This window comes from Flagellimonas amoyensis, assembly GCF_003058265.1.
GTDB classification, from domain to species: domain Bacteria; phylum Bacteroidota; class Bacteroidia; order Flavobacteriales; family Flavobacteriaceae; genus Flagellimonas; species Flagellimonas amoyensis.
This window is the reverse complement of sequence record NZ_QBUK01000002.1, coordinates 444,906-456,971: the sequence shown is the minus strand read 5'-3', so window position 1 is coordinate 456,971 and position 12,066 is coordinate 444,906. Positions and strand designations below refer to the sequence as shown.

General features: G+C 49.5%; 15 protein-coding genes. 4 read left to right on the top strand and 11 right to left on the bottom strand.

The window, feature by feature from the left end:
• Positions 1–51 precede the first annotated feature (51 nt).
• Together traM and DB398_RS04570 are read left to right on the top strand one after the other, a co-directional pair.
• Positions 52–711 carry a conjugative transposon protein TraM gene (gene traM / locus DB398_RS04575; RefSeq protein ID WP_108423201.1) on the top strand — a complete coding sequence of 220 codons (660 nt, stop codon included), beginning with the start codon at positions 52–54 and terminating at the stop codon, positions 709–711.
• A gap of 2 nt (positions 712–713) precedes the next feature.
• On the top strand, positions 714–1,499 hold the full coding sequence (locus DB398_RS04570) for a DUF4138 domain-containing protein (protein WP_159076310.1): 786 nt from the start codon (positions 714–716) through the stop codon (positions 1,497–1,499).
• A 48-nt stretch (positions 1,500–1,547) separates the two neighbouring features.
• Here DB398_RS04570 and DB398_RS04565 read toward each other — a convergent pair whose 3' ends face one another.
• Together DB398_RS04565 and DB398_RS04560 are read right to left on the bottom strand one after the other, a co-directional pair.
• Positions 1,548–1,859 carry a hypothetical protein gene (locus tag DB398_RS04565; RefSeq protein ID WP_108423199.1) on the bottom strand — a complete coding sequence of 104 codons (312 nt, stop codon included), beginning with the start codon at positions 1,857–1,859 and terminating at the stop codon, positions 1,548–1,550.
• A 10-nt stretch (positions 1,860–1,869) separates the two neighbouring features.
• Positions 1,870–2,250 carry a group III truncated hemoglobin gene (locus DB398_RS04560; protein ID WP_108423198.1) on the bottom strand — a complete coding sequence of 127 codons (381 nt, stop codon included), beginning with the start codon at positions 2,248–2,250 and terminating at the stop codon, positions 1,870–1,872.
• A 140-nt stretch (positions 2,251–2,390) separates the two neighbouring features.
• Between DB398_RS04560 and DB398_RS04555 the strand changes: the two genes are divergently transcribed.
• On the top strand, positions 2,391–2,960 hold the full coding sequence (locus DB398_RS04555; RefSeq protein WP_108423197.1) for a 5-formyltetrahydrofolate cyclo-ligase: 570 nt from the start codon (positions 2,391–2,393) through the stop codon (positions 2,958–2,960).
• Positions 2,961–3,007: 47 nt separating this feature from the next.
• On the opposite strand, the gene nadB is transcribed toward DB398_RS04555, so the two are convergent.
• Both nadB and nadA read right to left on the bottom strand, forming a co-directional pair.
• Positions 3,008–4,564, bottom strand: coding sequence for an L-aspartate oxidase (gene nadB / locus DB398_RS04550; RefSeq protein WP_313777780.1), 1,557 nt, complete (start codon positions 4,562–4,564; stop codon positions 3,008–3,010).
• Positions 4,561–5,487, bottom strand: coding sequence for a quinolinate synthase NadA (nadA, locus tag DB398_RS04545; RefSeq protein ID WP_108423196.1), 927 nt, complete (start codon positions 5,485–5,487; stop codon positions 4,561–4,563). Before nadA ends, nadB begins: the two co-directional genes overlap by 4 nt.
• Positions 5,488–5,686: 199 nt before the next feature.
• On the opposite strand from nadA, the gene DB398_RS04540 reads away from it, so the two are divergent.
• A complete protein-coding gene (locus DB398_RS04540; RefSeq protein WP_108423239.1) occupies positions 5,687–6,130 on the top strand; it encodes an RrF2 family transcriptional regulator in 444 nt (147 codons plus the stop codon).
• Positions 6,131–6,186: 56 nt separating this feature from the next.
• Here the strand turns inward: DB398_RS04540 and nrdD are convergent, their stop codons facing one another.
• From nrdD to DB398_RS04505, 7 genes are all read right to left on the bottom strand, one after another.
• On the bottom strand, positions 6,187–8,031 hold the full coding sequence (nrdD, locus tag DB398_RS04535) for an anaerobic ribonucleoside-triphosphate reductase (protein ID WP_234416055.1): 1,845 nt from the start codon (positions 8,029–8,031) through the stop codon (positions 6,187–6,189).
• Positions 8,032–8,039: 8 nt separating this feature from the next.
• Entirely contained in the window at positions 8,040–8,489 is a 450-nt protein-coding gene (gene nrdG / locus DB398_RS04530) for an anaerobic ribonucleoside-triphosphate reductase activating protein (protein ID WP_108423195.1), read from the bottom strand.
• A gap of 239 nt (positions 8,490–8,728) precedes the next feature.
• Positions 8,729–9,052 carry a hypothetical protein gene (locus DB398_RS04525; protein WP_199913349.1) on the bottom strand — a complete coding sequence of 108 codons (324 nt, stop codon included), beginning with the start codon at positions 9,050–9,052 and terminating at the stop codon, positions 8,729–8,731.
• The gene (locus tag DB398_RS04520; RefSeq protein ID WP_108423193.1) at positions 9,033–9,494 is read right to left on the bottom strand and encodes a hemerythrin domain-containing protein; all 462 of its coding nucleotides are present in this window, start codon (positions 9,492–9,494) and stop codon (positions 9,033–9,035) included. The genes DB398_RS04525 and DB398_RS04520 overlap by 20 nt, the downstream gene beginning before the upstream one ends.
• 7 nt (positions 9,495–9,501) lie before the next feature.
• On the bottom strand, positions 9,502–10,230 hold the full coding sequence (ric, locus tag DB398_RS04515; protein ID WP_108423192.1) for an iron-sulfur cluster repair di-iron protein: 729 nt from the start codon (positions 10,228–10,230) through the stop codon (positions 9,502–9,504).
• A gap of 61 nt (positions 10,231–10,291) precedes the next feature.
• A complete protein-coding gene (locus tag DB398_RS04510) occupies positions 10,292–10,726 on the bottom strand; it encodes an RrF2 family transcriptional regulator (protein ID WP_108423191.1) in 435 nt (144 codons plus the stop codon).
• 133 nt (positions 10,727–10,859) lie between these two features.
• Complete coding sequence (locus tag DB398_RS04505) at positions 10,860–12,062, bottom strand: hypothetical protein (RefSeq protein WP_108423190.1); 1,203 nt, start codon at positions 12,060–12,062, stop codon at positions 10,860–10,862.
• Between the last annotated feature and the right edge of the window lie 4 nt (positions 12,063–12,066).

Sequence of the window (12,066 nt, the reverse complement as noted above, 5' to 3'; positions counted from 1 at the left end):
TGAGTCGATCTCGTGCACTTGATTTGCACTGCTCACTTTCATCCGCCGCAGGTGGTATACATTGACCGCCCTATCCACATTATTGACAGTGTGTATCAGTCCGGAAATCTGGATCCCAAGAGGGTATCCACCACCTTGAAAAAAGCGGATGGCCTTGACCTGGAGCCACAAGGGGAAAAGACCGAGCATGATGAGCAAAAGAACGAAACCCCCATGACCACCAAAGCGTTGGGATTGGAGCATCAACTCTTTTTTGCCTCCAATCCCAAGAGCCAGACAGTAATGGAAGACGATAAGCCAAAGTTTCAAATATTGGCCTATGTGGATGGGAACCAGGTGGTCAGGGATGGGCATCGTCTGGCTGTGCGTATTGAAGAAGCTATTAAGTTTAATGGAATGTCCCTCGAAAAAGGTACACTGGTCCATGGGTTTGTAAAGATTCGGCCGAACCGGGTGATGGTCGAGTTTCCGGAAGTGGGCCATAACCCTATAAAGTTCAAAGCCTATGATTTTCAAGACGGTAATGTAGGAATCTATGTGGAGAACCATTTGAAGGGGGAGGTTTTGGCGAAGAGTATGGACGAGACCCTAGCGGAGATCAATATCCCCGGTGTACCCCAGTTTAATGGCATCAAGCGGATTTTCCAAAGGCACAACCGTGCCATCAAAGTGGAGATCAAGGACAAATATCAATTCATTTTAAAACCATGAGCATGCATTTGAGAGAAATAATAGTATTGATGATCGGTTTGACTTTTTCGGGTTTTGTGAGGTGCCAAATGACTTTGGACACCTTGGTTGCCAATGATCACAAAAACGTGGCCCTGTTCTTTCCAAATCCCATACGCCAAGCAATCGTTGGCAGTGAAGATTTTGTCTTTTCATACAACAGAGAGGAAGAAGGCTATTTTGGACTGTTGCAGGGTGTGGCCGGAAAAGATAGTGACTTATTGGTGGTCACCTCTGATGGCAATGTGTACGCCTTCATTGTAAAATATGGCGAGGAGCTATCCCGATTGCATTATTTTATCAGGGAGGACGATCGTATTGGTAAGGAACGCCCAGCGGTCAAGTCCCTAAAGAAACGGCCGAAAAACGATGTGGCTTCCTATGAAAATAGCTGTAAGATGCTTTTGCACAATGACTATCGGGCCATAGCGACCAAACGCAGTAGGGGAGTGCGGCTTCGTTTGGAAAACATGGTCTATGCAGGAAAGGAAGTGTATATGGTGTTCGAGATCCAAAACCGGTCCGAAATCGACTTTGAAGTGGATTTTCTGGAAGTCTTCCGGATCAATGGAAGTAAAAAGCGCAGGGCCTCCCATCAAGAAATTGGGATTGGACCCTTATACAGATACAAAAATCCACGTATTGTGCGAGTAGGGGAGGTCCAACGTTTTGTGTATGTGCTGCCCAAGTTTGTCTTGGGGGACAACGAAAGGTTGAAACTTTCTTTGCGTGAGCTACATGGTAATAGGAGGGTGGAGCTCTTCAAATAAAACGGGATACCTCCGTTTTGATTCGTATTGGGAACCGAAAAAGGTCCTTTAAAAATCAATGGATTTGGGAAAAACCAAAGCCCCGGATTCCATATCGTGGATTCCAGGCTCCAGTACCTTGTCCAGATACTCCCTTAGGTCGGTTTTAGTAAGAACCTGCCGATACCCGGACCGTATGTCGGGGGCTTGGGCATAGCATAGATTGTCCGCCCCAGTTTCCCTTTCCATGTATGCCAACCCCAAGTGTTTGGCCAAGCGCATCCCAAACTCGGTTTTGATGCCCAACTCCAACAGGGCCGTTTTGGTATAGCATACCGTATCGGTTTTGTATATGAATATTTCTGAAAGCTTTACGTGCATGGTATGGGGTTTATGTCCCTTTTTGAAAATATTCGATTTTCAATTGGAACATTTCCGCCATTTTTTCGGCACGGAACTTGGCCTCTGCCGCCTTTTCACCGATGAAATTTTCATCAACGGTCTGGATGAAGAGTTGTTTCCAACGGTCGAAGTGTTGCCCTTGGACCGGTAGCTTGGCATGGGGGGCGAAGGGGCTGTCATAATAGGTGTGCTCCCCCAATAGGACCGTTTGCCAAAAGCGGTACATTTTTTCCAAATGTGCCGGCCAATTGTCTTGGATCACCCCATGGAAAATATCCGCCAACAGACCATCTTTTCTGACTTTTCCGTAAAAGAGGTCCACCATTTCCTGAATTTCCCCCAAACCTGTAATTTCCTTTTTCCCTACCATTCCCTACTCGTTTTGGTGAAGCTCAAAAGTCCTTGAACTTTGGTTGGCCATCCTTTTTGACCAGCCCTAAAATTACAAGCAAAGATACGTCGATTCATAAAAATAACGGATATTTTTGTCCGATATAATCAATAGCTGGTATGAACCCTGTCCAGGCACAAAAAAAGGATATCAGAAATCGGTTGTTGGGCCAACGTGATCGTATGCCCCCTTCGGTGAAGGCGGCCTATGACCAAAGGGTCTGCCAATCCCTATGGGACCTCATGGAAGGGAAGGGATACCAAAGGGTGCACACCTACCTTCCCATGGGTTCCGAGATCGATATTTTTCCATTTATTGGGAAATGCCTTCAGCGCCAAAAAACGGTCATTGCCCCACAGACCTTGCCCGGGAGGAGGTTCAATAATTTGGTGCTTACATCCCTTCAGGATTTGGAGACGGGGGTATTCGGAACAGTGCACCCGGCCGGGAACAGGGTATTTGAGGGCCCCTATGACATGATCGTTCTTCCCGGATTGGCCTGTGATCTTGAACGGTACCGATTGGGGTATGGGGGAGGATATTATGATACCTTTCTCGCCGATTGGCCCAAAGCATACAAAGTAGGGGTCTTTTACCCCTTCCAACAGGTCGAAAAAGTTCCCCGTGAACCCCATGACATGCCCTTGGATGAGCTGTTGGTGGAAAGGGATGGTGTCGATTGGGTTTAGCTCAACAGTCTTTTGGGATCACCTTATCCGAGGGTCGTGTATATCGTTTACTTCAAGGCTGTTGGGTGTTCGGCATGATCCACATTGTAATATCCCCCTTTGTTCTCCTTTCGCTGCAAGGATTGGGATACGATCAGTTGGGCAACATCTATCATGTTCCCCAGTTCATAAAGGGAAGGGTCCACCGCTGATCTTGACAACAGTCCACTGACCTTGTCCCGGTGGGTTTGCAATTGTCGGGCAGCTTTTTGGAGATTTGTGGTGTCCCGCACAATACCGACCTTGTTCCGCATCAATGTTTGTAGATCATGGACATGCTGTTCAATCAGGCTGGGATCTACGGGAACTGAACGGTTTTTGTACCTCCTGCCCGGAATTTTCTTTGGTGGGGGTCCCAATGGATGGGAACTTAAACAGGTGTAGGTGTTGTGGGCGTATACCAAGGCTTCCAGCAGGGAGTTTGAGGCCAACCTGTTCGCCCCGTGAAGTCCGGTCCTTGAACATTCCCCACAGGCGAAAAGGTTTGCGATGGAGGTCCTTCCCAGCCCATCCACGGCGATGCCCCCACAGAGATAATGGGCGGCCGGTACCACGGGTATCCAATCCCTGTCAATGGGGATGTTATGGTCCAGGCATTTCCGATGGATTGTCGGGAAATGTGATTTGAAGGCGTCGGTGTCCAAATGGGTGCAGTCCAAAAAGACATGGGATTGCCCGGATGCCATCAGTTCAAATGCAATGCTCCTGGATACCACATCCCTGGGTGCGAGCTCGCCCCGCTGGTCATGGTCCAACAGGAACCGATGGCCCGTTGTATTTCTGAGATGGGCCCCAAAGCCCCGGACCGCCTCGGAGATCAAGAACGATTGTCCCGTGGTCGGATGGAAAAAGGCCGTTGGATGAAACTGCACAAATTCCATGTCCCGTACCAGAGCCCCGGCCCTATGGGCCATGGCAATGCCGTCACCGGTGGCGATCGGTGGGTTGGTGGTATGTCCGTAGATCCTACCAATGCCCCCTGTGGCCAAGAACGTTGCCCGTGCACCGATGACCTCTATGGTCTTGGCCAGTTGGTCATAGAGATAGGCCCCTTGGCAGGCCGATTCTTCCATAATCAGGTCGAGGGCAAAATGATGGCGCCACAGGACAATGTTCGGGAGGGAACCAGCGCGGTCCAATAGGACGTTTTCTATTTCGGAACCCGTGGTGTCCTTATGATGGAGAACCCTGTGCACAGAATGGCCGCCCTCCATTCCCAAATGGGGATTTCCGGTGGAGTCGCTATCAAAGCGCACGCCCCATCCGATGAGCTCACGTATGCGTTCCGGTCCCTGGCGGACCACCATCTCCACGATTTTGTGGTTACATAACCCGTCCCCGGCCTCCAAGGTGTCCTGGATGTGCTTTTTATAGGAATCCTTGCCGAAGTCCATGACCGTCGCCACACCTCCCTGGGCATATTTGGTGTTGGATTCCCGCGCATCGGCCTTGGTGGCGATAAGTACCTTGCGGTCAGGGAACCTTTGGGCCATTTTGATGGCGAACGACAGCCCTGCTATACCGGAACCGATGACCAGATAGTCCACTGGAACCATATCGCTCATCGTGAAAGTTCCAACATCCGTTCAATGGGTACCGAAGCCTTTTGCATGAGGGTTTTGGGAAGATCGATATGGGGCGTTTCATGGTACAGGCAATGGTACAGTTTTTCCAAGGTATTGGCCTTCATAAAGGCGCATTCGCTGCAACCACAGGTGTTGTCCTCATGGGAAGGGGCGGGGATCAACTGGGCCCCTGGGACCTCCTTCTGCATTTCGTACAGGATACCGGCTTCCGTGGCCACAATGAACTTGTCCTTGGGAAACTTCTTGGCATGGGCAATCATCCCTGCCGTAGATCCTATATAATGGGCGATCTTGAGGATGTGGGACTCGGATTCGGGATGTGCCATGATCTGGGCATCGGGATGTTTTCGGTAAAGGTCGAACAGCTTGTCCATGCTAAAGGCCTCATGGACGACACAGCTCCCATCCCAGAGCAATAGTTCCCTGCCGGTTTGTTGAATCAGGAATTTGCCCAGATTTTTATCCGGTGCGAAGAGGATGGGGCGGTCGGGAGGAAGGGACCTGATGATCTTTTCCGCATTGGAGGAGGTGCACACATAGTCGCTCATTGCCTTGATTTCCGCCGAACAATTGATATAGGTCACCACTATGTGGTCGGGGTGCGAATGGATGAAATCCCGAAAAGCTCCGGGAGGGCAGGAGTCCGCCAAGGAACATCCTGCGGTCAGGTCGGGCAGGAGTACCTTTTTTTCGGGATTGAGGATCTTGGCCGTTTCCGCCATAAAGTGTACCCCGGCGAAGACTATGATATCCGAATGGGTATCAGCTGCCCGTTGGGAGAGTCCCAAACTGTCCCCGATATGGTCCGCGACCTCTTGGATTTCGGGGCGCTGGTAATAGTGGGCCAGAATGACCGCATTTTTTTCTTTTTTAAGTCGTATGATCTTGTCCTGAAGGTCCATAACGTTCTTTCATTCCTATCTGTGCCATCGGTAAGGAAAGCACACTGTTTCTATTTCATGGCAATGGCCGTAGTTTTCGCTTTGATGGCCCTGACGGGCAAAACTATGGGGTGGCCGAAAACCACAACATGATTTTTGTCATAATAAACAATAAAATGATCTTTTTATTAGTTTTGTGTCCCCATCCAAAAATGACAACATGCTCACAAATGCCGGGAAATATGCCATACGAGCCGTGATATATTTGGCCATCCACAGCAGTGCCGACAAAAAATTGGGGGCCAAGACCATTGCCAATGCCCTGGAGATTCCCCAGGCATTTTTGGCACAATTGCTCCGAACCCTGACCGTGGACAAATTGATTTCCTCTTCCAAAGGGCCCGGGGGCGGTTTCTTTCTGGACGATGACGACAGGAAAAATACGCTTTGGCAGGTCATTGTGAGCATCGATGGGGAACATAGGTTCCAGGAATGTTTCCTGGGGCTCTCCAAATGTGACGATGCACATCCCTGTCCCGTGCACCATATGGTGTCCCCCTTCAAAAAGGAGATGCTGTTCAACTTCCAGGAGAGGACCATAGCCCAACTGATCGATGAGATCAAGGACAATGGCACAGTCGTATCCCTGAAGATGTCCCATTAAAGGGGGGGCAATTTGATTATTTTTCCGACTTTCATCCAGATGCCAAAGACCAGCGTTCAGGCTCTTGTCGTCTCCAATACATTTAAGGGTTCCAAGCTGCCGTTGGAGTTTTTGGGATATTTGTTTTCCCCGAGATGGTAATGCCGCAGTGTATGTTCCTTTTGCCTTCCCGAACTGAAATTGGACACCCGTTTGAGGTACCCGATGACCCGGGTGGCATGGTCCACATCCTGTGAATGGCAGGCACTGCATTCCCAAAGGGTGCGTTTGTCGATATGGGCACAATCGTTGCAAATGGTAATTCGGATATTGAAGCAAAAATAGTTGCATCCGGCATTGGCCGTGGCATGGATCAATTTTTTGAACCCTTCTTGGTTCGGGGTTTCCTCTAGGTTGAGATGGAGTGCCGACCCCCCGTCCAAATATTGGATGGTCTCCCTGCCGTGCAATATAATCTTGTCCAAGGCATTGGTCCGTTCATCCTCCACGACATAGAAATAGGAATTGTAGCAGTCCCGGGGGACAAAAAGTCCATCTTCCCGATCCCATTTGGCATTTTTGACGCCCAGGTTCTCAGCGGGGACGAATTCGGTGTTGAACATATACCCATAGGTTTCCCGGGCCTTTCTGTTCTCTTGGTAGATGGCCTTGAGATAACGGTTGACGAAGTCCTTGTACATTTCGTTATTGCCGACTTGGATGCCTTGGCTTTCCGCGGCCTCGACCATACCGTTGATGCCCACGGTCAGGAACTGCTTGTCCAGGGAGATCAATCCGGCATGGTACACCGGCAACATGCCCGCCCTTTCGTAATCATCGATGAGCTTTCTAAAGGCGACCTGGTATTTGTGGACCTTTTGGACCTCTTCCACAATATCCGCCCCTTGCTGTACCAAGCGGTTCATGTTCAGGGTGATGACATTGATGGAGCCCGTGGCAACCCCTCCGGCCCCTAGGGAATAGCTAAAGGTGTGGTCGCTGATCTCATTGCGCAGGCGGCAGCAGGAAGCCAGACTGTCCGCATTTTCGGATTGGTAGATAAAAAAGGAGTTCCCCTTGCCCAGTTCATGGGCACATAGGTCGGTAAACCCCGTATCGACAGGTGCCCCGTCCTTGGTCAACATGGCGGCGGTGACCACAGGGAAGGTGAGGACGGCCTTGGTGCGTTCCTGGTTGAACCAATCCATGAAGAAGGCCTGTAGCTTTTTGACACTTTCCCATTGGGGCCTGCCCATATCGGGAAAGACAAAATCCCCGAACATGTTGTCAAAGTAGGGTTTGTCATAGATGGAAATGTTCCAGAACACGGATTGGTAGCCCCTGGCCGCGGCGGGTTGGTTGATGGCGTAGACGACATGCTGCAAATGGTTGGCAATGATGTTCTTGTGTGTCACCAGATAGTCGGGCCCATAGTCCTTGGCCGCGAAGTGGTCAAAATACATCAAGAATTCCACGGTGGCCAAGGCCCCTGCGAATTGGGAGCTTACCGCAAAGACTAAATTGACGAATTCCCCGCAAAAGCTTTCCAAGTGTTTTGGGGCCAGACTTTCCCCGCCCAATTTGGTCAGCCCGTCCAATAGGAAGGGATACATGCTTATGGAGGCACAATAGGGTTTTAACGAGGTCTCATCGTGGGCGTAGATCTCGTGCGATTCTATCTGCCTCACATATTCGTTGGCCAGGTCCTTTCCGAAAAGGGAGGCGATCTTCTGTTGGACCAGGGCCCGGTTCACTTGGATATTGATGTCCTTGTTGAGCTCGGCCTCCATGGTGGCAATGTTCTTGGAGGTGACATTCGCATTGGCGTCGACCTTGGAGCCGTCCGCGGCATTGTTGGAATGCAGGTAATGGTCGATGAACGCCAGTTTTTTGGCAATCTGTTTGTCAGTAAGTCGTATCATATGGAAAATTATTTTCGGATAAACAAATGGTTGAGCACTCTGTTGGTCCCGACTTCACGGAAGATCTGGTTGGTGGTCTTGCACCCCAGTCCCCCAAGGTCCTTGTCCCACTTGCCCGTCTTGATATAGGTCAGGTGTTCGAGGATTTCGGGCGGGATCTGGTCGGCACCCGTATAAAGGCATGTCCTGTAGCCCTGTTGCCGGGCATGTTTCAGACGTTCCACCAGTGTCGCGGGATGCCATTCACCTCCCATGAAGAGCACACAGCTTGCAAAACCGGTATATTGGTCCAAGCGTTTTTGGAAATACTCGGATGTAAGCCTGGTACCGATTCCTTCCTTCCATAAAAAAGGGGAGTGGCAGCCCTCACAACGCAAGGGGCAGCCCGAGATGGAAAAACAAAGACTGATCTCCCCGGGAACCTCTTGGAGCACTACCTGAAAATCGTGACAGAACATATGCGGGACATTTGGGTTTTGATGTTGTATAAAATTAGACCAAGGGTTTTTTGCATGGGATCGATCCGTTGAAAGTTATAAAGGGAGTTATTAACAATAAAATGACCTTTTTATCATTTATTACCGAGAATTAACTTTTGAAGAGGATGCAAAATGGCCATGTCCCGTTCCCAAAGGTCAAATGGGAAGGGGAATGGCCAGTAGATCCATGGACCATAATACCATGAGGGGCCGGAAGCCTAAATGATATGGAACAGGATGACCAAGGTGTTGAACACCACGCTCATGATCAATAGATTAAAGGTGGCCAAAGGTTTTAATTGGGCCAATACCGCCCCGTTGAATGCCATGCAGAAGATGGTCACAAAGAAAAGCAGGATCATCTGGGCCGCTGTGTCCAGGGTTCCCATCAACAGTACCATGGCCGCTGCCGAGCCCAAACAGCTCTGACCTATGATGGCAATGGTGGCATAACCCATCTGACCTTTCCTGTATTCCAGGAACATGCGTTCGTGTATGCGCTTCAATGGGTTCGTCCTGTGCTCAGTTCCAGAATGGGTCATGGGTATTGTCCTTGAATTTTTCATGGTGATGGTGTTTTTCTATGATGTCCATTTGGGCCTCTTGGGCCACTTCTTGGAGGTGGTTGAACAGTTCGCGCTCCTCAAAACGGATATGGCGTTCCAATTCCTCCTCGATCTGCCCCAGTGTCTTTAGGGTGGCATGGGGCGAACTGAACAGCCGGGTCAACCTTCGGTGGTCGGCAAGGGCCCTCTTGATCCAAGGATGCTCCTGTCCCAGTATGGGGAAAATGTGCTGCTCTTCCAGCTCAAAGTGGGGGACCAGATAGGTCCTGTAAAACCAGTCCGTGTATTGTTTTATCCGTTCCGGTGCCACTTTTTTTGAAAGGCCCGTTCGAATTTTCCAACACAGGAGCAGGCCATGATGGTGTTCACGGCTAAGGCCCTGAAGGGCCTGGTGGCGTTTGATGGGGGTACGTGCCATCTCGTTTTTAGTTACTGAGCAATTTTTTTTCCAGGATTTCCGCCTTGGGGAACAGGATGTTGTTCTCCAAATGGATGTGACGGTGGAGGTCTTCCTCAAATTCCTGCAGTAGGGAAAAGGTGACCCGGTAGGTGTTACAGGCATCCGCAGGAGGGGTATAGTCACCGCTCAAGGCAGCGATTTTTCGGAACCGTTCCCCTTCGTTGTCGTGCTCCTCCATCATCATTTGGATGGGGTTGGCCACCGTACCAAATCGAGGTCGTTCCAAAGTCTTTCCATCAGGTGTTGCATCGACCAATTTACAGATCCAAGGGAAGAGGATCAGTTCCTCTTTTTTCATGTGCATGGCCAGTTCCCCGGCAGAACCGCTGAAATGTTCAAAAATCCCGAACAGCTCTGGATGTCGGTTACCGTGTACATGGCACAGCTTGTTGAGATACTGTTTTAAAATGGGGATTTGCTGTTCCACATAGCGATGGTGCTTTTTTTCGATGTAGTCGACCAAGAGGTCCAAGGGCCATGTATTGAAATCCGGCCCATCACCTTGGTCCCTGTTTTGGACCTCACCCAGTTCCTTCAGGAGGGTTTTCGTGTCCAGCCCTTTTTTTTCTGCAACTTCCTGGAGGGTCCGGTTGCCCTTACAGCAAAAATCGATCTTGTGGCTCTTAAATATCTGGGCGGTACGGTAATCCTCGGCCACCATCTGGCCCACTGTTTTTTCCAAGGTAGGGTTCATGATACTATAATTTATTATGTTATAATTCGGATAAAATTGTCCTTTATTTTTTTAAATTTTTTTAGCGCTTCAAATAGGTCAGTCCCACTTCCAATCCCGTTGCCAGTTCGTACAGGCTCGTGCTTTCCAACATCTTTTTCAGGTCGGTGCGGATGGCCACAAACTTATCATGCAGGGGACAGGGTTTTTTGGCATTACATTCCTTGAGGCCCAGACCACAGCCCACATAGATATCATCCCCATCGATGGCATGGACGATCATGCTCAATTTTACCGTATCCATGTCGGTCCGTTCAATTTCAAAGCCTCCCGTGGGACCCTTGACGGAATGGATGACCTTGCTTCTTGTGAGCTGTTGCAGGATCTTGGCAGTGAACGCAATGGGGGAATCGATTTCCTCGGCAATCTCATTGACACTTACACGTCTTCCCTCCAAGGATTGCAGCGCTACATAGACCGCTGCCCGAATACCATATTCACAGGCTTTTGAAAACATACAAATGTCTTTACGTTACAAAGATAGTAAATCACTTAATTCGGACAAATTTGTCCGAATTATAATTTTCCTAAAAGTTCAAAATCTCAAATATACGGGATTCTGTGAATATCGGATATAATGGACAAAAGGCCTAGGTCTTGGCACGGTTCCGTGCCAACATGATGAGCAGGCCCAATGGGATGAAAAGACTGCCCCATGCCAGAATTTCGGTATATCGGTTGAAGACCACCCAGTGTTGCCAGGCAGCGAGTCCTTTGTAAAAAATGAGGGATTCGGTGATCAGGAATCCCAATACATACAGGAGAAAGGGTCTTTTCGTTATTCGGAACAGGCCAAAATGATCCATGAAAAAGAAGAGCCCCATGCTGATCACCCCCAAAAAGGTCAGGTGCAGATACCCAATGGTAAGATCGAGATGGATGACCGCCATCTGGGCAAAATAGGGGAGGGAGGTCAGCAGTTGTAAAATTATTTTTATACCTACCAATACCATCACTGTCCGGAGCAGCAAATACTGGATTATTGATAACTGCTGAACAAGGTTCCCCTTTTTGGCCAGGACCCATAAAAGGACAAAGGCACAGCACTGGGCCAGGGCCCCGATTCCCCCTAGGACATAAAACCCCGGTGAGGGTCGTGTCCACAGTGTGGAGAGAAAAAAGGTGAGTACGACCCCTGCGTTCAATATCCAAAAAAACCGCATAAAACTTTTTTGGGGTATCGCCGTGCCGCACCGTTCCATCGCAAAGAGGAACAGCCCGATCAAGGCCAGGAGCATCCAACCATTGTATTGGAAATGGAGATAAAAATAAATGGCCAACCGGTACCAAATGGATTGGGCACCCAAAGTGGCCATGATGACCCCAAGGGCCCAAGGGCCAAAACTGGAGGTGACCATGTACCAAAGGGCAGCCTTGATGCACTTTAGGGCATTACTGTTCCCAAATTTTGGGTCGATATGCTTGGAGAAATGATGGAAGAACACATAGGACACGATCAGGAACAAGGTGGAAAAGATGATCGAGAACAGGGCATAGCCTTGGAACGGGAAGGTGAGCAACATCCCGATCAAAGTGATCTGGGTGGCCCAAAAGATGGTCCCATACCGCTTACTGGCAGCGTCCTTTTTCACAAAAGAACAGTGAATCAAGGTAGTCAGTGCCACATACACCCAACCCAATAACGCAATGTGTGAATGGGCATGGACCACATACCTGTAATTGAAGTCAAAAGGGATTATGGGGTAGAAGCGGAGCAGGATGCCCAACAGGGTGGCAATGGCAAAATAAACCATGGCGACCCGAATATGTCGTTGATATATGCTGTCCTTCATGCTG

Coding starts and splice junctions, on each gene's coding strand:
- DB398_RS04565 (WP_108423199.1), bottom strand. CDS start 1,859: ATGCACGTAAAGCTTTCAGAAATATTCATATACAAAACCGATACGGTA.
- DB398_RS04560 (WP_108423198.1), bottom strand. CDS start 2,250: ATGGTAGGGAAAAAGGAAATTACAGGTTTGGGGGAAATTCAGGAAATG.
- DB398_RS04570 (WP_159076310.1), top strand. CDS start 714: ATGCATTTGAGAGAAATAATAGTATTGATGATCGGTTTGACTTTTTCG.
- nadB (WP_313777780.1), bottom strand. CDS start 4,564: ATGAGCGATATGGTTCCAGTGGACTATCTGGTCATCGGTTCCGGTATA.
- DB398_RS04540 (WP_108423239.1), top strand. CDS start 5,687: ATGCTCACAAATGCCGGGAAATATGCCATACGAGCCGTGATATATTTG.
- nadA (WP_108423196.1), bottom strand. CDS start 5,487: ATGGACCTTCAGGACAAGATCATACGACTTAAAAAAGAAAAAAATGCG.
- DB398_RS04520 (WP_108423193.1), bottom strand. CDS start 9,494: ATGGCACGTACCCCCATCAAACGCCACCAGGCCCTTCAGGGCCTTAGC.
- ric (WP_108423192.1), bottom strand. CDS start 10,230: ATGAACCCTACCTTGGAAAAAACAGTGGGCCAGATGGTGGCCGAGGAT.
- DB398_RS04510 (WP_108423191.1), bottom strand. CDS start 10,726: ATGTTTTCAAAAGCCTGTGAATATGGTATTCGGGCAGCGGTCTATGTA.
- DB398_RS04555 (WP_108423197.1), top strand. CDS start 2,391: ATGAACCCTGTCCAGGCACAAAAAAAGGATATCAGAAATCGGTTGTTG.
- nrdD (WP_234416055.1), bottom strand. CDS start 8,031: ATGATACGACTTACTGACAAACAGATTGCCAAAAAACTGGCGTTCATC.
- DB398_RS04525 (WP_199913349.1), bottom strand. CDS start 9,052: ATGACCCATTCTGGAACTGAGCACAGGACGAACCCATTGAAGCGCATA.
- nrdG (WP_108423195.1), bottom strand. CDS start 8,489: ATGTTCTGTCACGATTTTCAGGTAGTGCTCCAAGAGGTTCCCGGGGAG.
- DB398_RS04505 (WP_108423190.1), bottom strand. CDS start 12,062: ATGAAGGACAGCATATATCAACGACATATTCGGGTCGCCATGGTTTAT.